The following is a 23,664-nucleotide window of genomic DNA, read 5'->3' on the forward strand; positions in this document are numbered from 1 at the left end:
GGTCCAGTTCGCCGCCGGGGGCCTGGGCAAGGCGGGCGTCCAGGCCACCGGCGGCCAGCGACAGGATCCGCTGGCCCCCGCTATCTGCCGCAACAGTGGAGCGCGCTCTGGCGCACCCGCAATTCACCCACCAAAGTGCAGAGGCTGGTCAAAGTCCCCCCGTCACCAAGCCCTGCGGCTCGCCGTTGATCGTCACGGCCGGGTCGGCCTCCACTACGCGCACGGACATGTCGATCGGTGCGGGGCGGGCGTTGGCCGTTTCGGCTGCCGAGAGGTGCCGGACGGTGGAGGAGCCGTCGGCGAACGGGCGGACGGTATGGGCCAGGAGGCGGGTCAGCTCATCGTCGAGACCGTGCTGCAGTGGGGTGCCGTCGGGTCCGAAGGAGTCGATCTCCCGCTCGGCAAGCACCACGCCGGTCTCCGCGTGGGTGGCGGTGAAGCGCAGGATGCCGCTCTCGTTGTAGCGGAACTTGATCTCGATCTTGTTCCGCCGGCTGTCCTGTTCGCGCGTGGGGAGATCCACCTCGATGTTGGCCAGGGGGAAGGCACGGTCGCTGTCAGCCGAGTAGCCGACCTCCCCTTCGATCACCGTCACGCGCACGGACGAAGCGCCCGGCATGTTCGGGTAGAAGGTGGACGAACCCTCCGCGGGGAGCGTGGCATTGCGTCGGATGATGGCGCGAAAGCCCTTCTGTTCGCCCGCGCTGACGGCCGTGCCCAGGTCGTAGCTGGTCACGAGGGAGAAGTCTCTGTCGTCGCCGAGTTCGCCATCCAGGGAGGCCGCGTAGATAGCGGCGCCTCGGGCGACGGCGGTCATGGGCCGGCACAGGCCGCTGTCGACGATGCGGTCGTGCCCGAGGAGCTCGCCCAGCGCGTGACGCACCTGGGGGATCTGCGAGGTGCCGCCGATCATCAGCACGGAGTCGATGTCGTCCGCGGTGATGGCGAGGTCTTCCAGAGCCTGCTGGACCGGCTCCAGGGCTCGGGTGATGAGCGCGCTGATCGCCTCGGTGTACTCGGCCGCGGTGATCCTCACCTCACGCCTCGAGATCGAGGGGGCGAGGCCGACCGGGAGGTCGAAGAAGAGCGCGCCGTCCATCGGCACGGAGGACAAGGCGATCTTCGTCAGTTCGACCGAACGGCGCCACCGGCGTTTTTCGGCCTTGGTGAGCTGGTCCGCGGTCAGGCCGATCTTCTGCTGGATCAGCTTGGCCAGCGCGTTGTCGAACTCCAGGCCGCCCAGGGCGGTGATGCCGCGGGAGGTCTGCTCCTCGAAGAGGCCGTCGTCGTACTCCAGGACGGTGACGTCGATGGTACCGCCGCCCCAGTCGAAGACGAGGAAACGGCCCGGGATCGGGACGTCGCGGACGTATGAGATCGCAGCCGCTGTGGGCTCGTTGAGGAGGGCCCGGACCTTCACTCCGCCGAGCGCTGCCGCCGCGCGGGTGCGGTAGCGGGCGCCACCTGTGGCGTTGGCGGGGACGGTGACGACCGCGTCGGAGAGGTCGAGCAGTTGGGCGGAGACGCCTTCCTTCATACGGCTGAAGAGGGAGGCGGCTGCGACCGTGCTGTGGAATGTCTCCGATCCGACCCAGACGTGGTGCTCCTCGAGCTGGGCCGCGGCCTCGGAGCCGTCGGTGTCGCCGCTGTCCCTCTCGGCACCGGAGCGGGTGCCGAGCATCCGCTTCACGGCGTCGAGCGGCTGGCTGGTGCCGGTCTTCGCCTCCCAGCCGAAGCAGAGGGTGCGCTGGAGGTCGCGGACGGACAGCACGGAGGGGAAGAGCTGCTCGAATTCCGGTTGACGCCATTGGGATGGCACGTTGTCACTGTCGATCGGCAGCACCTCGGTGGTGTGCCCGTTCCAGCGAGCAACAACCGAGTTACTCGTACCGAAGTCGATGCCAAAACTCATCGTGTGCCTCTCTGGTTCATCTGCTTGCTGGCCGCAGCGCGCAACGACTGCCGATAACTCGTCTTCTTCTGCGCACGACCGCCTGTCGTCATGTCCTGCGAACCAGTTGGAGACCAGGAACCGCCACGCGATCCCTCCTCGGGAACGTGCCGATCGCCACTTTCTTGAGGCTCCTGCCGAACACCAGATGTCTGACCCCGATGAATCTTCTTCCTGTGCGGAGAATCATCAGGCCCCCCATTGAGATCCTTCTTCTGCTTGCCACCCGCCTCCGTGTGCGTGGCTCTGCGCCTCTGCCCCGGCTTCATCTTTTCCGCTGCGGGTACCGGCGATGAGTTCTTGGGAACGGCTTTGAGCCACCCACGCTCGACAAGCTTTCCGGATTCCTTGTCGACGTAAGCCGGCGCCGCAACTTCATATGCAACCGGTCCAGAGCTCATTGCCCCAGGTGGATCTTCCACCACATTGAACATTGAATGATCATCGGCCTTCCCGATAATCTCCAAGCCGGCCCGCGACAACTCGTGATCGATCCGCGCCAATACGATCCTCAGGCTCTTGGACTCCAGAGTCTGACGGTGGATCGCAGCCAACTGAGCCAAGTGCATTTGGCGGGTCCTCATTCCCTCCATCACACCGCTCCGCACAGAATCGGAAATTTGAGGAAGGACACGCCTCATCAACTCAGCCCGGATGACACCGACAGGATCACCCTCTGCCCCATTGCTTCCAAGAAGGGTGCCCAAGGTCTCAGCCATGCGCTCCAGTTCCTCTTCCACTGCGGGCAGGAGTGAGTCGTTGATGGACTTGAGGATCGTTGGCGCATCCAGAGCTCCCGCTGCAAGCTTAGGGATGTCGCTGGCGGTGAACTTCCAGGGTTGCATGTCAGCCGCTTTGGGTTCGTCATTTCCGGAATACGGTTCCTGACCTGCAAAAGATGCGCGCTTTTTCCGGGCTTCGCGCGCCCTGCGACCTTTAGTCACGATGTACCGCTCTCCGGATCTTCAAGGGCTGCGATCTCTTCAGCAGCCAAGGAAAGGCGTTCCGTCGCCCTGGTGATTATTTCTCGGGCCGCCTCGGTGCGAGACCACGCGCGGTCGCTGTCCGTGGGCGGCTCGGTGAGCCTCTGCAAGGGCTCGGGCGGAAGTTCCAGCCGCGGGCTCGTGCCGAGGGGGTCCTTCCAGCGGTGCGGGGCGAGCGGGACGGTGAACGAGGGTACTTCCTGCTCCTCCCGCTCGGCCTTCTCGATCACGTCCTTGGCCCAGTTGATTCGGACACGGCCGCTGTCGTCGAGCTCCTTCCGCAGCGCTCGCCATGCCTTCTTCCAGTCGTCCGCCCCGTCCGGCACGCCGAGCACCAGATGCGGGTTGAGCGGCTGCCCGCGTTCACCGAGGGGCCGGTCTTTCAGGAAGCTCCGATTCTTCCGCAGCGCGGCCACGGCACCTCCGCCGAGCTGGTCCGGCACGGGGGGACGGCCTTCCGCGTCCTGCTCCAGGAGTTTGAGGGACTCGGTCACCTCCTGGTCGGCACGCAAGTAGGCCTGAACGTTCTGGGCCTCCCAGCGCACCGGCTGTGAGTGGTGCCGGAGCCTCGCGGCCATGGTGAGTGCCGCCTTCCTACGCTGTTCCGCCGTCTCTTCGTCCCCGCGGAGGAGGGCACGGTGCATCTGCCGCACGGCCCTCACCAGGGTCCGCACGCCGATCCAGCCGTTGAATCTCTTGTTGCTCGTACTGTGCACGCTGGGGTGTATCCGCTCCAGGAGAACCCACAGTCGCTCGTCGGCGACGAGGTCGTCCGGCACCTCTCGGGTGCGCCGCACCTCGCGCAGGGCGTCGAGAAGCTTCTGCGTCGGCGGCAGGAGGTCGGTCCACTCCTCGGTGATCGCTTTGACGTCGTTGGCCCGCAGCCTGACCAGCAGGCGCCAGTCCTGCGGCCAGTCAGGGCCGGGTTCCGTTCCCGAGCCCGCCTCCCGGCGCTCCCGTTCGAGGGGCCAGGCCAACAGGTCCATCTCCTCGTCGGTGAGGGACGCCGGGTCCAGGCGGGCGCGGAAGTAGGCGGCACGGGAGGTGCCGTCACGCTCGGGGACCGCGCCGATCCACTCCTCGTCGATGTAGTCGTCGAGGAGCGGCCGGGGAAGCTTCACCAGGAGTGCCCTCTGCCGGGGAGCCGACAGGTTGGTCTCCGTCAGGCGCCGGTCGTCCTGGTAGATCTGCCACATACTGCCCGGCTCGCCCAGGAGCGGCAGCGGCTTGTCGTCCAACAGGGCGCGGGCGCGGTCGTCGAGCCGTCCGTCGAAGACGTCCAGCCCATGGTCTTGTGCCATCGCGAGCAGGGAGACGCCCGAGACCGGATCTTCCTGCCGGGACGCTGCGTCGGCCGCGGCCCGCGCCAGCTTCCGCGCGGAAAGCGTCCTGGGCTCCGTCTTCAGTGCGTCGGGCAGCACCAGTTGAGCGAAGGAGCGGGCGCGCTCCCAGGCATGTCGGTCGGTGAATCCTTCGGGGACCGGCGGGGGCATGGCCGGTTCCGGTTCCGGCTGCTTCTGCGGCGGAACGACCGGAGCCGGGCCGCCCGCGCCTTCCGCGCTCTGCGGGACTCTCCCGGCGGTCCGGTCCTGGGCCCGGCGGGCCTGCAGAAGGGCGAGGCGGCGGGCTATCTCGCGCTGCCGCAGCTCCTCCCGGTGGGCCTGCTCGTCGTGGCCCGCTCCCAGCGGGATTCCTGACGTCATCAGATCTCCTCCGCGAAGATGTGCACCTGCTCGATCACCGCGGCAGGGGTCCGGTCCAGACTGTAGGAGTCGGCGAAGGCGATTTTGGTGGCGAGGCCTCCATCACGGACCTCGTAGCGCAGGGCCCGCAGCCGTTCGTTCCCGCATTCATCGGCGGCGGACTCCAGAGGATGCTTGACGGCGACCGCGACGGGCTCGCCTGTGAAGTCCGACGTGAAGAGCGCCACCGGTCCGACAGCGGTCTCCTTCAGACTGACGTTGGGCTCCTCGTCCGCCCAGCCCTTCAGCAGGACGGCGTGTTCGTTCGGATCGATCTGCAGTTTCCGACCGCGCAGGGCGTCGGTGAGATCGCGGGCGAGCCGCCAGTCGTACAGCGGGTGGAGGCGCATGTTGGCGTAGTCGCGCAGGCAGGCGTAGCAGGAGCTGCGGCAGTTCAGCGCATGGCGGTCGGCCTCCAGGTCGTGCACGTAGCGGTCGACAGCCTGGAGGAACTCCTCGATGTGGTCCTGCGAACCGAGGTAGGTGCTGAAGCCCGCTCCGTTGTCGAGGCTGTCCGCCAGGTAGGCCATGACCGGAGCTGCCACCGGGGCGTCCGAGCCGTGGATGCCGCTGAGGAGTTCCTCCGGCTGCACGTCCAGGTGCGGGGCGGCGGCACGGCGGAGCAGGGCCGCGAGCGAGTACCAGGCGGCGCGCCGCCCGTGGTAGGCCTCGGGGAAGCCGTCGATCTGCTGGGACTTCGAGATGTCGAAGCGGAGGCCCCGGATCGTGTCGAGGGCGCCCTTGGCTCCGATGAAGAGCATGTCGGTGTGCTGGGTGGCGCCGAGGGCGATCTCCAGGTCGGCCTCCGCCTTGGGGCTGTCCAGCGCCAGGTATCCGCGCCACGGGCCGGTGTTCTTGACGAACCTGAAGAGCTTTCCGGCGTTGGTGTTGACGATGTAGCGGTCGCCGCTGCCGGTGTGGACGACCATCCAGTCGTCGGCGGCACGGTGGATGCGCGGGGCGGTCTTCTCCAGGTCGGTGGCGGTACGCGCGCTGGTGGCGTTGGAGCCGAGCTCCCGGTAGCCGTCGTAGTCTCGTGCTTCGTGGGCAGCCCGGAAGCCTGCGGGCTCCCGGAAGGGGACGGCCCTGTAGTACTTGCTCTCCGCGCCACAGGCGGGGCAGGTGCCGGCGCTCCCGGTTTCCGGGTCGACGACGGCCTGCGGGTCCACGTGGGAGCAGATCCGGCACATGGCGACCAACTGTTCCGGTCCGAAGGGGTCTTCGGCGGCCTGGAGTCCGCGGCCGCTCGGCACGAGGGAGACCACTCCCCTGGAACGGAGCAGGCGGCCGTCCTGCGGGGTTTCGCTGCCCGGTGCGAACTTGCTGAGGGCGACGGCCAGGTCGCGATTGACGGAGTCGGCCGGCGGCCAGGGGAAGGTCTTCTGCGGGATGCTCCGGTAGAGGAGGCGGGAGCGGGTCGGGAAGCCGAACATCGGCAGAAGGCCCGCCTCCGCCAGACGCTGGCTGAGGTCGGGGTGGCCGACCGTCCGAGTCGCCACCTCGTCGACCTGAGCGAGGAGTTCGCCGATGACGGATACCGGGTCGAGGGCGGCGACGTTCTCCGGTGTTCCGTTCCGGAGTGCGGCGGCAGCGGCCCTGATGCGCTCCGAATGTTCGGCGATCCAGCGGCGGACGGCGCCACGGTGCGTCGGCCAGTCGGCGGCGAGGCCGAACTGTCCGTGAACGTTGGTCGTCATGTCCGGCCCCTTCCGGCGGTCCTCCGGCTGCAGGGGCTCGAAAGCCTGGCGCAGGACCTCTCCCAGCAGGACCCGGCGGAAGACGGAAACCATGCCGAGGACCAGGTAGGGCGGCGGAGTCGGATCGTTGGTGATCGCTTCCGGTCGAGCGAAGTAGTGCTCGTCGTGGCTGCGGCCACGGCAGACGGTGAGAGCTACGGCGACCGGGCTGTTGCGTCGGCCCGCACGCCCCACGCGCTGCTGGTAGTTGAAGCGCGTGGGCGGCATGTTCGCCATGATCACGGTGTTGAGGGGGCCGATGTCGACCCCGGCCTCCATGGTCGTGGTCACGGAGAGCAGTTCCAGGCCGTCCGCCTGCGGAACGTCGTTGTCGCCGAGGAAGACGTCCTGGAAGAGGCTCTGCCGACGCTGGGCCTCCAACCGGTCCGTCTGGCCGGTCAGTTCCGCGGTTCGCAGGGGGAAGTCACCGGTGCGGTGGGCGGCCTTCCAGGCGTAGTAGTCGTCTTCGAGGACTCCGTCGTACTGCTGAGGCACGGCGGGCAGCGGAGTCTGGCACTTGGTGCACAGCCCCGCGCCCGGGTGAAGGTGCGGCCGGTGGCAGGAACGGCACGTCCATGTCTTGTTCTCGCCGGGGCGGAGTGCCACCTTCTCCGGCTTGATGACGTAGTCGACCACGGCGTCCTTCCACACGCCGCGTACCCGGTCCTCGATGGTCTGCAGATCGGTGCCCTGACGTTCGGCCACCTGCGTCCAGAAACGCTTCAGGGGCGCGGGCGGCCTTTGCAGCGAGGCCCGTATCCGGGTGAAGCGCCGCATCAGGCCGAGAATCCGCAGGCTGGCACGCGCCACGGCCTGGTCGCTGTCCGGGCCGATCTCCAAGGGTGAGCGGTCGTCGCGCAGGCAGAGCCAGCCGAGTCCGAGCGATTCGAAGTCACGGCCGCCGCCGGAGAAGAGGCTGCCGATGGTCTCGAGGCGGAGGCGGGAACGGATGCGGCTGAGGAGATCCTCCTGCGCCTGGGTCTCCGTCACCGCTGCCCGATCCCGTTCCCAGTTGTAGAGCGCGGTCCAGGGCTGTCCAGCCGAGGTCTGCTGGAGCGAGGCCGCGGGACCGGCGGGATTGGTGCCGTACTTCAGCAGCATGCCTTCGAGGTCGGAGGCGAGGTCGTCCAGGGAGGGCAGTTCGGAGAACTTCCGCTCCAGGTCCGGCAGGAGTTCCGGTTCCGCGTCGAGGTCGTCGGTGAGGATCGCCTTCAGGCGTCCCCAGTCCGCCGGGTCGCGGTCCCGCATCCGTGCCACGGCTGCGCGGGCAGCCGCACGATCGACCGGCTCACCGGCGTAGTGGCCCTTCACCGTCTGAAGGTCTCCGAAGGGATCCCCCTGGCTCTCGACGGCCTGGGCGCTGAGCAGGCGGAGAAGGTCCTGGTGGTGGCGGAGGGCAAGACCGCTGGCGAGTTCGGAGGCGTCGTCACGGCTGTCGGAGAAGGCGATCGCCTTGCGCCGGCCATCGGGAAGGTGGCCGAGCGCTTCGGTCACCAACACCTGGTTGATCTTGTAGAAGCCGGTGCGCATCCGTCGGACCGGCGCGTTGCGCAGCCGGTCAGGCGATTCCAGCGGGACGAAACGGCCGTCCCTGTCGTACTTGATCTCCCAGTCGTCGCCGCAGGCGGGGCAGCGGGTGGGGAAGGCCTGCAGCCGGGCCGGGTCGTAGGCCGGCTTCCTGCCCTCCTTGTCCAGGGGCACGGAGATGTGGAACGACCATCCCGTGTGCTGGACGTCCCGGTTCTCCAGGCGGCCGGTGGCGGGCTGGTAGGCGCTGCGACGGAACGCGAACTCGACCTGTGGGCCGCCGTCGGACAGGCCCGCGTGCCAACTGGGGTCATCGAGGCCGAGGCCCTTGGTGCGCGGCCAGTACACGATGTAGTTCGCCGCGGTGGGTGCGCCGCTGGCCTCGTCGGGGAGCAGGTCCAGGTCCGGGAAGTCGGTGTGGAGTGCACCGGTGAACTTGCGCCGCTGGGTGTCCTTGGGGCTGGCGTACCCGCCGAGCATGAGGTCGCCGCAGGCCTGGCAGGAGAGAAGCTCCAGCACGCGGGCGCCGCAGGTGCAGCGGGAGGTGGGCTCGGCGAAGAGCCGGCCGACCCGGCGTTCGGGACCGTGCTCCACGGGGATGTGGGGGCAGTTCGGGTCCGAGCAGGCCCAGATGCCCTCGATGTTCCGGAAGAAGAAGTGGGCCCGGAGCTGAGGAAGTTCGGCGTCCTGCGCGCAGCCGAGTATGCGCAGCACGCCGTGCAGAGCGTCCAGACGCTGTTCCTTCGGGACGCCCGGGAAGAGACTTGCCGCCAGTTCGGGGGCGGGCAGAGCACGAGACCTGCCGCCCGGAGTGAGTGCGCGCTGGAGCGCCGGACCGAGGCCGGTCTCCCGTGCCACGGTGACGGCTTCGTCCTGGGTGACGGGAGCCTTCGCGGCCTGCGTGAGGCGTTCGGTGTGGGCGGCGAGGTCACCCTCGCCGTGGGTCTCCCTCGCCTTTCCGGGGATGATCACGCGGCGGGAGCCGGGCAGGGCGAAGAACCCGTCGAGGAAGTCGTCGTCCCGGCCCGCCTCCAGGGAGGCGGAGGCTGCGAGCACTCTCAGCTTCTCGGGGTTCTTGTCGAGGCCGAGACGGTGGCGGAGGTTGCGCAGCAGGTACGCCACCTCGGTGCCGGCCGTACCGCGGTACATGTGGAGCTCGTCGAGGATCAGGGTGAGGCGGGCGCCGGGGGTCTGCTCCAGCCACTTCCTCGTGGCACTGAAGATGTGCTCCTCCTGCTTGCGGAGCAGCATGATGTTCAGCATCGAGTAGTTGGTGATCATGATGTCCGGTGGCGCGGCCTGCATGTCCCAGCGGGCGTGCATCTCCGCTCCGCCGAGGCGCGGGATGAAGGGTCGCAGCTCCTCGTCGAGCGTCTCGTCGGCCTTGTGCTGCCGTTCCTGGACCTCTCGCAGGTACTGCCGGAGACGGAAGGTCGCCGGCTCGGAATCGCGGCTGCCGGAGACAGGGGTGGCTCCGGTGTAGCGGCCGAAGTAGAAGCGGTGTCCGTTGCGCTTCCGGTCCAGCCAGGCGTGGGCCTCACGGCTGTCCAGCGATTTCCGCAGCCGGACCAACTGGTCGTCGGCGAGGGCGTTGGTGGGATAGAGAATCAGCACGCGCATGGCCGCGGGATGCCCGTGCTCGTTCTGTCGGCTGGGCACGTGGTCGCCGTCCCCCTGCCACCATTCCCGCTGCACCGCACGGGTGCCCTGCCAGTGGGCGGACTCGGCGACCAGGTCGGCGAGGACGGGCAGCAGGAAGGACTCCGTCTTGCCGGAACCGGTGCCCGCGGTGACCACGAAGTCCTTGCCCTCGCAGGCGGCGACCAAGGCGTCGTGCTGATGCTGGTAGAGGCTGGTCACGCCGTCGGGGAGGGTGAAGCGGGCGAAATCGGCCGCGTCGGGGTGTGCCCCTGCTTCCGCGAAGGACTCCGCGATGCTGACGCCCCGGGAGGCGTACTGCGGTCGCAGCTCGATCAGCGGGTCGCGCCACGCCCCGTTGTCCCGGTCCAGCAGGTTGCGCCGTTCCTCCATGACGGAAGGATCGTCGACGCTGAAGGGGGTGTCGTAATAGCGGAACAGCGCGCTGCGCAGGTCGTCGAAGGTGCCCATGACGTCCTGGACATCCGTGTTCGTCACCGCCGTTGTCCGCTGTTCCGCGCTCACTCGGTCCTCCCGACGGTGGCCGCCACCTGTCGCGGCATGGTCTCCAGGTTCTGCTGCAGCGAGGCCGCGATCGCCTCGGCGAGCGCCCTCGGCACGTTGTCGTACGCGCGGGTCTGCGCCTGCTTGCCCGTCGAGGGCGGGAAGCCGCTGCACAGGACGACCGCGCGCTCATGCAGGGCGGGCAGTGGCGCGTACCGGTCGACGAAGAGTCGGCCCAGGCCGGCGCGTCCCTTGCCGGATTCCGGCCGCCAGCGCATCGCGCCGGTGCGGTGGCGGGCGAGCTCCAGGTAGATGCCCGTCTCGCGTTCCACCGCGTGGAAGACGCCGTTGCGACGGACGCGGGTCAGGCGGGCGTAGTCGGCTCCGCGCCACCGGTACAGGCCGTCCTCGTCGTCCCGTGCCACGGGGACGAACCGTTGGCGGCGCAACTCGTACTTCTCCAGCGTGTCGGCGGTGCTCCCACCGGGCGGTGCGGACTCGGGGCCCGGTGCCGCCTGCGGGAGCAGTTCCATCAACTGCAGGGCGGCGCAGGGGACGTAGCGGGCCCCGAAGAACTCCGCCGCTTCCCACAGGATCCGCGGGTCCTCGTACTGGAACAGGAGGGTGTCGGGCAGCGGAGCCTCACCTGCCCCCGGCCGGTGAGGGACGGCGATCAGTTCCATCCACTCCTGCGCCGCCTCCTCGACGCGCATACTGATCCGCGCGGTGCGCGCGCCGGTCAGCACGGCGAGCCCGTCGGCGTGGGGCAGTCTGGTCAGCACCGGCGGGGCGACCGACCAGCGGTCGACGCGCAGGTCCACGTCGATGAAGCCGAGGGCTGCGACCTTGCGCATCCAGTCCCAGTCGGCGTACTCCGCCAGCTCCAGGCCCCATGCCTGGGCCTGGTTGCGGACACCGTCGCGCAGTGCGGACGCCTTGCCGCTGCGGCTCTCGCTCAGCCAGCGCAGGAGGATCCCGCCGAACTCGGTGCTGCTCATCGGTCCCGTCATCGGTCCAGCTCCTTCGCTGCCTGCACGTACGCGGCCCACGAGAGGTCGACGGACGCCTGCTGGGCGTTGAGGACGGCGCGGGTCCAGGCCCGCGGGTTGCCGGCGGTCTTCGGCTTCGGTGTTCCGGGGTTCACCGGGCGGCCTTTCCAGCGTCCGCTCCGGCGCTCCAGGAGCCAGCCGCCGATGCCGTGGAAGTCGGCCTCGAAGCGGAGCGGGGCGGGGGTGTCGGCAAGACGTTCTGCCCACCAGTCCGGTTGTTCCGGGGCCTCCAACGTCCACAGTCGACCGTCGGCCGCCGCGAACAGGACCTCGTCCGCGTCACGACGGCACAGCTCCATCGCTGCTGTCGCGTCATGGGTGGTGGCGCCCGTGCAGTCGGCACCGGTGATGCCGGTCGACAGGGTCTGCTCGACGAGAAGAGAGGGCGACTCCGAGGCCTTGCCGTCCACGACGGTGAAGCCACAGACCTTGGTCATCCTCGGTTCGACGACGGCCTGGTCCGCAGTGGCGAAGCCGACTTCGGCGCCTGCGTAGCTCACCGTGTGGCGGCCCGGCTCCAGCCGGAGCACGGCCAGGGGGACGGGGCGGCCCGCGGCGATCCTCTTCCTGAGCTCGGGCCGCTCCTCTCCGTCGATCAGGAGGGTGCCCGTGCCTTCCACAGCGTCCGGGAGGACCACCTGCGGCTCGCCTCCCCGCAGATACAGGTGGGGATCGAGCGAGGGCGCGAGCTTCAGACCGCCCTCGAGGCGGAGCTTGAACTGGGCCGGGGGCTGCAGGAGGCCGACCGCGCCCTGGACCTCCCGGAGCGCCCGACGCAGGGTGACCGCGTCGTCGAAGGTGACGGGCTTGTGCAGGGACCAGCCCTGCGGCACCCAGGCCAGCTTGCTGGTGTCGGCGCTCCGGCCGGTGGTCGCGGCCTTGTCCAACAGCCGCTGCACGTCCCGCTGCGCACTCGGGGCGGCGAGCACCACGTGCGCCTCTCCCGGGCGGAAGCCGTCGGTGCCGGCCCAGACACCGAGCACGTCGTCCCGCGCGAGCACCAGGACGGAGGAGGAGGGGCGGCTGAGCACCAAGTTGTCCCCGTCGCGGCGGATACCCCGGGTGAGGGTGTCCGCGCTCGGGGCGGGCAGGCCCGTCACCTCATAGTAGGCGGTGTCGCCGAGCTGATCGAGGACGACGCCGTCCTTGAGCTCGATGCGCTTCTTCTGCTCCGCGGAGCGCAGGCGCGCTACCCACCTGAGACGGCCCGCGTCCAGCCGCACCAGCAGTTCGACCCGGGTGACACCGGTGGGCACCAGCGCGTCCGAACCGTCCCAGGAAGCGGCGTAGTTGCCGATCAGCTCGGCGAGGAAGGGGCGGAACTCGTCCTCCTGCAGAGCGTTGCGGAAGCCCTTGGAGAAGTGCTGCTCCATGCCCCGGATCTCGATCTGGGCCAGCAGCGTCTCCCCCGGCAGCGGCCAGGTCGTGCCGTGTTCCCGCAACGACCGGAAGAGCTTCGACAGGAAGGACCGGTCGGCGCCGCTGAGGAGCGACTGGGACTGGGCGAACCCGATCATGCTTCGGTTGGAGGGCAGGTCGGCCGGGGCGGGAAGGGTGCAGAGTCCCCGCGCGCCCTTCTGGCTGTGCTGCCAGGAGGCCAGCACCTGCCACATGCGGGAGATAGGCTCGTACTGCTGGCTGCCCAGTCGCTTCTCGTCGCCGGTCAACAACTCGGAGAAGCGGGCGTGGTAGGCGGTGGCCCGGTGGTTCCGGTCGTTCACCATCCGGGATGCGGCGATCACCGAGCAGGCCAGCAGCGGCAGGAAGGCGGGCACGCCGTCCTTGTCCTGCTGCCACATGCGCCAGCGGTAGTCCTCCAGCGCACGGTACGGTTCCTCGGTCCCCAACCGCAGGAACCTGCCCACGCACTGGGCAAGGGGCTCTTCCATGCCGTGTCCGTGCCTGAGCTCCTGCTCCACTTCGTCGTCGATGTAGAACAGCGTCGGGTGGCCGACGTGCTGTCGTCCGAAGAACTCCTCGGCCAGCACTTCCTGCCACGCCTGATAAGAATGGTCCACTCTGTCCCCAAAAGAGAGGTTCCAATGCCCTGTTCGTGAACTCCCCGGCACGGAACGGTCTTCCGCGTCACTCTGAACCCGCCACTGACAACGGGTCACTGCCGAACGCCCTCTCAGGCGCACCCTCTACTGACCGCTGCCCGACATAACCCGACGGCGCCCGACACGCATAGACCTCGCACTCATCCCCCACCGTTTCCACGAGCGTCCCCTGCAATGCTCGCACGACCACCCGGAAGGCATGGCCAAAACCTCACCAAGAGTGATGCATTTGAAGCGGTCACAGCCCCCACCGCGAGCCCCCAGGAAAACCAATTGATTTACCCTACAACCAAAGGTTCCCTGCCGAGGAACGGGTGGTATGTCTGACCGTCCCGATCTCCTTGAGGATCACCTTTACCCACGCTGGGCCGTGGAGGTTTCGATCCATGGCTCCCTGACCGGGTGAGTCCTCAGATGTTCTCGCATCTCCCCGTGATTTCTGAACGGGCTTGATCAAAAAGCCAGTTGAAGTCGCCCCTTAAGCAGTTCCCTTCGTCGAGTGCTGTGAGGGCATGAAGAGGAATGGATTCAGGCAGAGGCCGACAAGGGGCCGGACCGGGACCCGAGCGAGCGCCGGATCCGCGCCTCCTCCTTCCGGGCGACGGCCGTCGCAGCCGCTCCGGGGACTGTGTCGAGAGCTCCGCACGCCGGACAGCCCCGCGAGCGAGGACATCGGCGTGGGCGATGGCGATGGCGATGGCGATGGGACCGGCGAGCGAAGGAGGTTCCAAGGCCACGGCAAACTCAGGAGCGCAGATCCCGTTCATTCGCGCCAGGACGGCCTCCTGCAGGGCGGTGAAGTCGTCGGCGATGCGACGGGTCAGCTCTGTGTGCTCGGCGATCGTCACGAATGGGCCTTCCAGACCGAGAGGGGTGACCGGGACGGGGCCTTCGTGCTTCAGCCGACCAGCTTCCACTCCTGGCACCGGTTGGTCTTGAAGTACTCGCCGCTATTGAGCGTCACGCGCCCCGGGCCGTCGAGGTTGTTGTTGGCGATGATGGAGCCGAACTCGCCGCTGGCGTCCTTGGCGCGCTCCCAGTAGCAGCCCCACTCGTCGTCGGGCCCGGCGGTCTTGTAGGTGCCGGCCTTGATGTCCTCACCGACGAGGTACTCCCCCTCACCGGAGAAGCTGGCCGCCGGCCCGGACTTGTGCGTCTTCTTCGGCTTGGCGGTCACCGTCTTGGTCACCGTCGGCGCGGGCTTGGGGTCGGCGGCCGTCGCGGTCTCGGTGACGGTGACCGTGGGGCTGGGGGCGGCCTTCACTCCGACCGTCGCCTTGCCGGTGTTGTCGGCGGAACCGTCGCTCGAACCGATCCCGACGCCGACGAACAGCGAGACCAGAGCGACAGCGCCGTACTTCAGCCGTCTCTTGCGGCGCTCACCCTGGCCCCCTCCGTGCGGCGCGGCGAGGCCGGTGAAGCCCTGCGGGTCGTAGCCGGGCTGCTGGGGGGCGGGCTGCTGGAAGGTCATGGCGTTCTCCGTTCCACGGGTCGGCGCGGCAGGCCGAAAGGGGCGGCAGGGCAGCCCGCAGGAAGAAGGCCTGCAGACGGCCACTTCCGGCGGAAGCACACCCAGGTAAGCAGTCGGTTGAAAGCACTGTCAAACAGATTGACAGATTTGACGGGTGCTGTAGGTTGTTGACGTCCGCTTCCGAGAGGCCCAGGACCGCACCCATGCCCCAGCCATCCGCGTCACCCGCCCAGGTGACCGCCGCCGAGATCTCCCGCATCGCGGGCGTCACGCGCGCCACGGTCAGCAACTGGCGCCGTCGGCACGACGACTTCCCGACGCCGTCCGGCGGCACGGACAGCAGCCCGCTGTACGACCTGGAGGCCGTGCGCGCCTGGCTCGCCTCCCGCGGGCACACCTCGGCCGCGAGCCCGTCGGAGGAACTGCGCACGACGCTGCGCCTGCACGCACAGGACGGCGGCGGCACACCGGAGGACCTGTTGCTGCTCGTCCTCGCCGCGGCAGGCCGCTCACCGGAGGAGCTGACCGCCGCCGTACGACTGCCGGACGCGGACCTCGCGACCCGCGCGCAGCGGGACGCGGCCGCAGCAGCCGACGCCGTACCGACCGCGGAGGCCGTCCGTTACGAGCCGGGCGACGCGCCGGTGCTGCGCGCGCTGTACGCGTGTGTACGCGACGAAGGCGGCCAGGCCGCGCTGGCCGTGCTCGCGGAACGGGAACTGGAGGACAGCGCCGCCTCCGGCGCCTACCAGACCCCCGCACCACTCGCCGACCTGCTCGCCCGCCTGATCCCCGGCTCCCCCGCCCGCGTCCTCGACCCGGCCTGCGGCAGCGGCACCCTCCTGGCAGCCGCCGCCCGCCAGGGCGCGAGCGAGCTGTACGGCCAGGACACACTTCCCGTGCAGGCCCGCCGCAGCGCCGTGAGCCTGATGCTGACCGCCCCCGACGCCACAGTCACCGTCCACGCCGCCGACAGCCTCCGCGCCGACGCCTTCCCCGGCCTCCTCGCCGACGCCGTCCTGTGCAACCCGCCCTTCGGCGACCGCGACTGGGGCCACGACGAACTTGCCTACGACCCCCGCTGGGCCTACGGCGTACCGCCCCGCGCCGAATCGGAACTGGCCTGGGTACAGCACGCCCTCTCCCACCTCACTCCCGGCGGCCATGCCGCCCTGCTCCTCCCGCCGGCCACCGCAGGCCGCTCGTCGGGCCGCCGTGTACGGGCAGAACTCGTCCGCAGCGGCGCCCTGCGCGCCGTGATCGCCCTGCCGCCCGGCGCGTCGGTACCCCTGCACGTCGGCCTCCAGATCTGGGTGCTGCAACGGCCCGAACCGGGCGGCCCGGAACGCAAGTCGGCCCTGTTCGTCGACACGGCGGCGGATGCGGCGACGGCGGCCGGACACGGCGGGACGACGACGGTGAGCGCGCGGACGCGGGGCGGAAGCAGGTCCGTCGCCCCGGATTGGGAGGGAATCACTGCGCGCGCGCTGGACGCCTGGCGAGCGTTCACGGAGAGCCCGGACACGTTCGAGGGCGAGCCCGGCGTCGCGCACGCCGTCGGCGTGGTGGACCTGCTCGACGACGTGGTCGACCTGACGCCGACGCGACTCGTACGGGCGTCACGGGCCGAGGTCGACCCGGCGGAACTGTCGGCCGAGGTCGACACCACCCGCCGGGATCTCGTCGAGGCCGCGAGGTCCCTCGGGCGGACGGCCGGTCAGGAGACCTGGAGCGCCGCAGGCGTCACGACCCGCCAGTGGCGGACGGCGACCGCGTCCGACCTCACGCGCGGCGGGGCGCTCACCCTGCTGCGGAATCTGCCGGACAGCGTGCGCACCCGCGCGCAGGCCGCGGGCGGCGGGACCGGCGGGGGCGGGAGGCCCGAGACGCGGCCGGTGCTCACCGGCTCCGACATCGCGACCGGGTCAGGTCCCACCGGGGACCCGATGGGCCTGTACGACGACACGGCACCCGTGATCGCCGTCGGCGACGTGCTCGTACGGGCGGTCGCCAGCGCGGAAGGCCCGATGGCCCGGGTGGCGGAAGAGGCGGACGCCGGCGCGCTGCTCGGCCCCCACGTCCACCTCTTCCGGCCGGACCCGGCACGCCTGGACCCCTGGTTCCTCGCGGGGTTCCTGGGCGCGGAGGAGAACATTGCGGGCGCGTCGACCGGCAGCACGGTCCTGACGGTCAGCCCGGGCCGGCTGCGGGTGCCGCTGCTGCCGCTGGAGGAACAGCGGCGATACGGGGAGGCGTTCCGGCACGTGCACGAACTGCGGGCGGAGGCCCAGCGGGCGACACGGCTGGCAGAGCAGACGGCACGGCTGCTGGCGGGCGGGCTCACGGGCGGCCAATTGCTGCCGTCACGGGAGCCGGCGGGCGCGGCGGAGGCGGGCGGACGGGGTGGCGATTCGCCCCATTAGGCACATGGCCTCTCACACATAGACCACACTTGTCGGACCGTCCTGGTCGGTCGGCCGGCCGATCGACTCGGCTGGGCTAGGCCCGGGCGGTGGGGTTGGGACATTTCGGAAGGAATCCGGGGATTTAGTTGAACAGCAGCAAGCACACGGAGTTGGCGAACCACGCGTGGTCCGTCGCCGACCTCCTGCGGGGGGACTACAAGCAGTCCGACTACGGCAAGGTCATCCTGCCGTTCACGGTGCTGCGGCGGCTGGAGTGTGTGCTCGAACCCACGCGCCAGAAGGTCGCGGAGACCGTGGCGCAGTTCGAGGGCCAGGACATCGTCGCGGACAAGTTCCTCCGCAAAGCCTCCGGCCACTCCTTCTACAACACCTCCACGCTCACCCTGAAGCAGATCGCGAACGACCCGCAGAACGCGGCACAGAACCTCATGGTGTACGTGGGGGCCTTCTCCGACAACGCGCGGGGTGTGCTGGACCGCTTCGAGTTCGCGCAGCAGATCAAGCGGCTGGACAGCGCCGGGCTGCTCTACCAGGTCATCGGCAAGTTCACGGACCTGGACCTGCGCCCCGAGGTCGTGCCCAACCACAACATGGGCTACATCTTCGAGGAGTTGATCCGCCGCTTCGCCGAGCAGTCGAACGAGACGGCCGGTGAGCACTTCACGCCGCGTGAGGTCATCCAGCTCATGGTGCGGCTGCTCGTCGCGCCGGACGGGGATGCGTTGCAGTTGCCGGGTGCGGTGCGCACGGTCCTCGACCCGGCCTGCGGCACGGGCGGCATGCTCTCCGCGATGGACGACCTGATCAAGGAGCTCAACCCGGACGCCACGGTGGAGGTGTACGGGCAGGAGCTCAACCCCGAGTCTTGGGCGATCTGCCGGTCCGACCTCATGATCAAGGGCCAGGACCCGGAGAACATCGCCTTCGGCAACTCCTTCTCCGACGACGGGCACGCCCGGAAGTCCTTCGACTACATGCTGGCCAACCCGCCGTTCGGCGTGGAGTGGAAGAAGGTCAAGGAGGAGGTCGAGGCCGAGCACAAGTCGCTGGGCGAGGCCGGCCGCTTCGGGGCGGGGCTGCCGCGCATCAACGACGGGTCGCTGCTGTTCCTCCAGCACATGATCTCGAAGATGAAGCCGGTGGATGTGAACGGCGGGGGCGGTTCGCGCCTCGCCATCGTCTTCAACGGCTCGCCCCTGTTCACGGGCGCGGCCGGCTCGGGCGAGTCGGAGATCCGCCGCTGGATCCTGGAGAACGACTGGCTTGAGGGCATCGTCGCCCTGCCGGACCAGCTCTTCTACAACACCGGCATCTCGACGTACTTCTGGATCCTGACCAACCGCAAGAGCCCGGACCACAAGGGCAAGGTCGTACTGCTGGACGCCCGCGACCAGTGGCAGAAGATGCGCAAGTCGCTGGGCGACAAGCGCAAGGCGCTGGGCAAGGACCACATCGCGACGGTGGTCAAGCTGTACGGCGAGGCCCTGGCGGTGGCGGGGGACGCGGAGCACCCGCTGCACGGCAAGGTGAAGGTCTTCGCCAACGAGGACTTCGGCTACCAGCGGATCACGGTGGAGCGTCCCCTGAAGCTGCGGTTCGAGGTGACTGAGGAGACGCTGGCGGCACTAGAGGCATCCAAGGCCATTCAGAAGCTCCCGCAGGCTCCGGCCCTGGCGGACGCCTTCAAGTCCCTGATGGGGTCGAGCTGGGACACGAAGCAGGAAGCATGGCTCGCGTTGAAGGACGCGGTGGTCCAGGCCGGCGGGACGTGGCCGACGGGGGCGCCATTCAACAAGGCGCTGCGTGAGGTTGTCGGGGTGCGGGACCCGGAGGGCGAGGTGCAGCGCGTCAAGGGCGAGCCTGAGCCGGACGCGGAGCTTCGGGACTTCGAGAACGTGCCGTTGGGTGAGGACGTCGAGGAGTACCTGGAGCGGGAGGTCCACCCGCATGTGCCGGATGCGTGGATCGACCACGGAAAGACGAAGATCGGGTACGAGATTCCGTTCACGCGGCACTTCTATGTGTACGAGCCGCCGCGACCGCTGGCAGAGATCGACGCAGAGTTGAAGGCGCTAGAGGCGGAGATTCAGGAGCTGCTGGGGGAGGTCACGGAATGAAAGCCATTCCTGCTCTGGGCGGTGGTCCCTCTCATTGGACCGTGGAACGCGCCAAGTGGTTGCTGAGCCGTCGGCGCAGGGGCATACGGCCGGAAGACGGAATCGTGACGGCCTTCCGCGACGGACAGGTAACCCTTCGAGAGAACCGGCGCACTGAGGGCTTCACGAACGCCATTCAGGAAATCGGATACCAGGGGATCCGCAAGGGTGACCTCGTGGTACATGGCATGGACGGCTTCGCCGGTGCCATCGGCGTCGCGGACTCCGACGGCAAGGCATCACCAGTGGTGCACGCCTACACGCCGAACGGGAATGTTGACGCGCGGTACATGGCATACACCCTGCGCACCATGGCTCTGAGCGGCTACATCACCACCCTGGCGAAGGGCATTCGGGAACGCTCGACCGCCTTCGACGCGCCCACGTTGGCCAACGTCCAGTTGCCGGTACCGCCTTTGCGGGAACAGCGCCGCATCGCTGACTTCCTCGACGCCGAGACCGCTCGCATCGACGAGGTGTCCCAGCGCTTCCGTCGGCTTTCCGATCTCGCCCAGGAACGTGTCCGAGCCATAATTGACAGCGCCTTCGCGGAATGTGGGAATGAATCCCGCGTTCCGGTATCGGCTGTCTGTCGTGCCATCGTCGACTGCGTGAATAAGACGGCTCCGGTATCAGCCGAGACCACTCCGTACAAGATGATCAGGACATCGAACATCCGAAACGGCGAGGTGGACCTGACCAACACCTTCTCCGTGGAGAAGGAGGTCTTCACCGAGTGGAACCGACGTGGCACACCTCGATCCGGTGACATTCTTTTCACCCGTGAGGCCCCATTGGGTCAGGTTGGAATGCTGCGCAGCGATGAAAAGGTCTTCCTCGGACAGCGTATTATGCTCTATCGGGCGAATGAATCGCGTATCAGGAAGGAACTCCTTCTCTTCAACTTCCTGGGTTCTCACATGAATCGCCAGCTACGTACGCTCGGGGCCGGGTCACTTCATGAGCACATGCGTGTCGGTGACGGCCTCAAGCTTCTGGTCTTCTGTCCGCCGCTGGGTCAGCAGGATGCGCTGGTCATGCAGATTCAGGAAGGCAGGGATGCCAGCCTCCGACTCTTTGACCTGGCGCAGAAACAGCTAGCCCTGCTCAGCGAGCGCCGTCAAGCCCTCATCGTCGCCGCCGTAACCGGCCAGTTTGACGTAACCACCGCTAGCGGCCGCAACGTAACCGAAGGAGTCACCGTATGAGCCCCGTGCACAACGAGTCCTCCTTCGGGTCGGCCATCGTCGCCGCGCTGTGCGAGCGAGGTTGGCGGGAGGCGAACCCTGAGGACTACCGACCCGACCTTGGGCTCGACACCAACGAACTGTTCACCTTCATCGGCGCCACGCAGCCCGACGAGTGGAACGAACTGCTCACCGTCTACGGCGGCAACCCCAACGAGGCGCAGCGCGGCTTCGCTCAGCGGCTTGACCGGGCCATCGCCGATGACGGGCTGCTGCACGTCCTCCGCAGCGGCGTCAAGGACCGCGGTGTGCGCCTCCGCGTCGCCTACTTCAAGCCCAACCTCATCTCCGCCGACTCCGTCCTCGACGGATACCGGGCCAACCGTCTCACCGTCGTCCGGGAACTCCCCTACGCCACCAAGCAGGCCGACTGGGGTCACCGGCTCGACCTGACCCTGTTCCTCAACGGCATCCCGGTCGCCACGGCCGAGTTGAAGAACCCACTGACTGGGCAAGGGGTCGAGCAGGCCAAGGAGCAGTACCGGACCGACCGCGACCCGACCGAGCTGATCTTCACGCGGCGCGTCATCGCCAACTTCGCCGTCGACCCGGACCTGGTCTTCGTCACCACGCAACTGCGCGGCAAGAGCACCCAGTTCCTGCCGTTCAACACCGGCTCGAACGGCCCCGGCCAGCCCGGCGGAGCCGGGAACCCTGCGCCCACGGCCCACGGCACGTACGCCACCTCCTACCTGTGGGAACAGGTCTGGCAGCGGGACAACTGGCTCGACCTGCTCCAGCGTTTCGTGCACCAGCAGAAACACAAGACGCCCGGCGGTGGCACCACCAAGTCGACGATCTTCCCCCGCTTCCACCAGTGGGACGTGGTCCGGAAGCTCACCGCGCACGCGTCCGTACACGGCGCCGGCCAGAACTACCTGGTGATGGCCTCCGCCGGCTCCGGCAAGTCGAATACCATCGGCTGGCTGGCCCACCGCCTCAGCGACCTGCACGCCCGCACGGATCCGCACTCCCTCCGGCCCGACGCCCTCGCCGACGGCCGCATCAAGCCCGGCGAGCCCGTCTTCGACAAGGTCATCGTCATCACCGACCGCCGCGCGCTGGACGCCCAGCTCTCGGCGACGGTCGGCAGCTTCTCGCAGACGGACGGCCTGGTCGTGAAGGTCGACGAGAAGCACGGGGCGAAGAGCGAGCAGCTCGCCCGCGCCCTCTCCCGGGACACCGGGAAGATCGTCACGGTCACCCTGCACTCGTTCCCGGCCCTGCTGGACTACATCAAGCGCAACCCGACCGAGATCAAGGGCAGCCGCTTCGCGATCATCGTCGACGAGGCTCACTCCTCCCAGTCCGGCGACGCCGCCACCGCCGTGAAGTCCGCCTTGCGCGACCTCGGCCTGGACGCCGACTCGGACGACGAGGGCGCGACCACGGTCACCCTGGACGACCAGCTGAAGGCCAAGGCGGTGGCACGCTCCCGGGCCGGCAACCTCTCCTACTTCGCCTTCACCGCCACCCCCAAGTCCAAGACGCTCGAACTCTTCGGCACGGAAGACGTGGAGAACGGCAAGACCGTCTACCGGCCCTTCCACACCTACTCCATGCGCCAGGCCATCGAGGAGGGCTTCATCCTCGACCCACTGCGCAACTACGTCACCTACGACACCTACTGGAAGCTCGCGAACCTCAACCACGACGAGAAGGAGGTCGACCCCTCCAAGGCCAACAGCCTGCTCGCCCGGTTCGCGCTCATGCACGAGCACACGGTGTCCCAGCACGCCCAGGTGATCGTCGAGCACTTCGTCCACCACACCCGCGGCCGGCTCGGCGGACGCGCGAAGGCCATGGTGGTCACGGCCTCCCGCCTCTCCGCCGTGCAGATGGGCCGCGCCATCCGCAGTTACATCGCCGACCGCGACTACGACACCAAGTACCCGGACGTCGGTGTCCTGGTCGCCTTCTCCGGGACCCTCACCATCGACGGTGAGGAGACCACCGAGAGCAAGGAGAACGGCGGTCTCTCGGAGAGCGCGCTGCCGAAGGCGTTCGGCTACACCCGCGCCGACGACAAGGCCGCGAAGGCGGGCGGCAAGGGACGGCAGCAGGAGTACCGGATCCTGGTCGTCGCCGAGAAGTACCAGACCGGCTTCGACCAGCCGCTCCTCACGACGATGTACGTCAACAAGACGCTGACCGGCATCGCCGCCGTGCAGACCCTCTCGCGCCTCAACCGCACCGCTGAACGCAAGTCCCAGGCCGACCTCGCCGTCCTGGACTTCGTCAACGACGCCGAGGACATCAGGGAAGCGTTCCGCCCGTACTTCGAGGAGGCGCAGACCCTGCCCTCCGACCCGAACCTCCTGTACTCGGCCCAGAGCCGCGTCATGTCCGCACCGATCATCTCGGAGCAGGACATGGACGAGTTCGTCGCCGCGTACTTCGAGGCGCAGGAGAAGGCGGGCGGCTCGCAGTCCAAGTGGGAGAAGCTGCACGCCGAGTTGTACCGGCTCCTGTCCCCCGCCGTCACCCGCGTCACCCACCTCCTGGAGAGCGACGAAGAGGACGACGTCGAAGCCGCCGAGGACTTCCGGGCCAACCTCAACGACTACGTCCGCAAGTACGGCTTCCTCGCGCAGATCGTGCCCTACCAGGACGCCGAGTTGGAGCGCCTGTACCTCTACGGCCGCTACCTGCTCAACCGGCTCCCCCGCCTCGCGGACGGCGGAGTGGACATAGGTGAGGTGGACCTGAGCCACCTGCGCGTCGAGAAGACCGGCGAGTACGACGTGTCCCTCAACCCGGAGGGCCCCGCCGAGCTCAAGGGCTTCGGGGACGGGGCGGGCGGCGCGAAGGACTCCGAGAAGTCCCTGCTGTCCGAGCTGATCGAGAAGTTCAACGCCAAGTTCGGCACGGAGTTCACCGAGGAGGACGTCCTCCCGGCCTTCAACGCCACCAAGAAGGACCCGAAGGTCCGGGCCGCCGCCCTCGTCAACGACGAGGAGAACTTCGGCATCGTCTTCGACAAGAAGTTCGAGGAGAACATGATGGATCATGTCTCCACCATCGACAGCCTCGGTAAGCGGTACTTCGGCACGGACCGTGACTTCAAGTCCAACCTCGACCGCAGCGCCCGCCGCGCGGCCTGGCGGATGATCCGCCGGGAGGAGGGGCTGGAGGATATCTGACATGCTCGGGGCTCGGAGCGACGCGCGCACC

Annotated in this window: 12 protein-coding genes; 4 read left to right on the forward strand and 8 right to left on the reverse strand. The window is 68.5% G+C overall.

All coding sequences use genetic code 11. The features are described 5' to 3' along the window. Positions 1 to 148: 148 nt before the first annotated feature. The 8 genes from K1J60_RS06990 to K1J60_RS07025 form a co-directional block, all read right to left on the reverse strand. Positions 149 to 1,912 carry an Hsp70 family protein gene (locus tag K1J60_RS06990; protein WP_220645411.1) on the reverse strand — a complete coding sequence of 588 codons (1,764 nt, stop codon included), beginning with the start codon at positions 1,910 to 1,912 and terminating at the stop codon, positions 149 to 151. Beyond that, positions 1,909 to 2,895 carry a hypothetical protein gene (locus tag K1J60_RS06995; RefSeq protein WP_220645412.1) on the reverse strand — a complete coding sequence of 329 codons (987 nt, stop codon included), beginning with the start codon at positions 2,893 to 2,895 and terminating at the stop codon, positions 1,909 to 1,911. The genes K1J60_RS06990 and K1J60_RS06995 overlap by 4 nt, the downstream gene beginning before the upstream one ends. Next, positions 2,892 to 4,637 (reverse strand): hypothetical protein, encoded by a 1,746-nt coding sequence (locus tag K1J60_RS07000; RefSeq protein WP_220645413.1) that lies wholly within the window; start codon positions 4,635 to 4,637, stop codon positions 2,892 to 2,894. Before K1J60_RS07000 ends, K1J60_RS06995 begins: the two co-directional genes overlap by 4 nt. Then, positions 4,637 to 10,075 (reverse strand): DEAD/DEAH box helicase, encoded by a 5,439-nt coding sequence (locus K1J60_RS07005; RefSeq protein ID WP_259407596.1) that lies wholly within the window; start codon positions 10,073 to 10,075, stop codon positions 4,637 to 4,639. Before K1J60_RS07005 ends, K1J60_RS07000 begins: the two co-directional genes overlap by 1 nt. 23 nt (positions 10,076 to 10,098) lie before the next feature. Beyond that, positions 10,099 to 11,091: a hypothetical protein gene (locus K1J60_RS07010; RefSeq protein WP_220645414.1), complete on the reverse strand. Its 993-nt coding sequence runs from the start codon at positions 11,089 to 11,091 to the stop codon at positions 10,099 to 10,101. After that, the gene (locus tag K1J60_RS07015) at positions 11,088 to 13,148 is read right to left on the reverse strand and encodes a hypothetical protein (RefSeq protein ID WP_220645415.1); all 2,061 of its coding nucleotides are present in this window, start codon (positions 13,146 to 13,148) and stop codon (positions 11,088 to 11,090) included. Before K1J60_RS07015 ends, K1J60_RS07010 begins: the two co-directional genes overlap by 4 nt. Before the next feature lie 452 nt (positions 13,149 to 13,600). After that, on the reverse strand, positions 13,601 to 14,038 hold the full coding sequence (locus K1J60_RS07020; protein ID WP_220645416.1) for a hypothetical protein: 438 nt from the start codon (positions 14,036 to 14,038) through the stop codon (positions 13,601 to 13,603). A gap of 50 nt (positions 14,039 to 14,088) precedes the next feature. Further along, positions 14,089 to 14,661: a hypothetical protein gene (locus K1J60_RS07025; protein ID WP_259407597.1), complete on the reverse strand. Its 573-nt coding sequence runs from the start codon at positions 14,659 to 14,661 to the stop codon at positions 14,089 to 14,091. A gap of 203 nt (positions 14,662 to 14,864) precedes the next feature. Between K1J60_RS07025 and K1J60_RS07030 the strand changes: the two genes are divergently transcribed. From K1J60_RS07030 to K1J60_RS07045, 4 genes are all read left to right on the forward strand, one after another. Then, on the forward strand, positions 14,865 to 17,084 hold the full coding sequence (locus K1J60_RS07030; RefSeq protein WP_259407598.1) for an N-6 DNA methylase: 2,220 nt from the start codon (positions 14,865 to 14,867) through the stop codon (positions 17,082 to 17,084). A 128-nt stretch (positions 17,085 to 17,212) separates the two neighbouring features. Next, a complete protein-coding gene (locus K1J60_RS07035) occupies positions 17,213 to 19,204 on the forward strand; it encodes a type I restriction-modification system subunit M (protein WP_220645417.1) in 1,992 nt (663 codons plus the stop codon). A 41-nt stretch (positions 19,205 to 19,245) separates the two neighbouring features. Continuing rightward, on the forward strand, positions 19,246 to 20,451 hold the full coding sequence (locus K1J60_RS07040; protein WP_220645418.1) for a restriction endonuclease subunit S domain-containing protein: 1,206 nt from the start codon (positions 19,246 to 19,248) through the stop codon (positions 20,449 to 20,451). After that, on the forward strand, positions 20,448 to 23,633 hold the full coding sequence (locus tag K1J60_RS07045) for a type I restriction endonuclease subunit R (protein WP_220645419.1): 3,186 nt from the start codon (positions 20,448 to 20,450) through the stop codon (positions 23,631 to 23,633). The genes K1J60_RS07040 and K1J60_RS07045 overlap by 4 nt, the downstream gene beginning before the upstream one ends. Positions 23,634 to 23,664: the final 31 nt, after the last annotated feature.

Origin of the sequence: Streptomyces akebiae (assembly GCF_019599145.1) — a bacterium.
Taxonomy (GTDB): domain Bacteria; phylum Actinomycetota; class Actinomycetes; order Streptomycetales; family Streptomycetaceae; genus Streptomyces; species Streptomyces akebiae.

Bases quoted from the DNA above. Each gene is read 5' to 3' on its own strand.
- K1J60_RS06990 (WP_220645411.1), bottom strand. From the start codon at position 1,912: ATGAGTTTTGGCATCGACTTCGGTACGAGTAACTCGGTTGTTGCTCGC.
- K1J60_RS07000 (WP_220645413.1), bottom strand. From the start codon at position 4,637: ATGACGTCAGGAATCCCGCTGGGAGCGGGCCACGACGAGCAGGCCCAC.
- K1J60_RS07010 (WP_220645414.1), bottom strand. From the start codon at position 11,091: ATGACGGGACCGATGAGCAGCACCGAGTTCGGCGGGATCCTCCTGCGC.
- K1J60_RS07025 (WP_259407597.1), bottom strand. From the start codon at position 14,661: ATGACCTTCCAGCAGCCCGCCCCCCAGCAGCCCGGCTACGACCCGCAG.
- K1J60_RS07030 (WP_259407598.1), top strand. From the start codon at position 14,865: ATGCCCCAGCCATCCGCGTCACCCGCCCAGGTGACCGCCGCCGAGATC.
- K1J60_RS07045 (WP_220645419.1), top strand. From the start codon at position 20,448: ATGAGCCCCGTGCACAACGAGTCCTCCTTCGGGTCGGCCATCGTCGCC.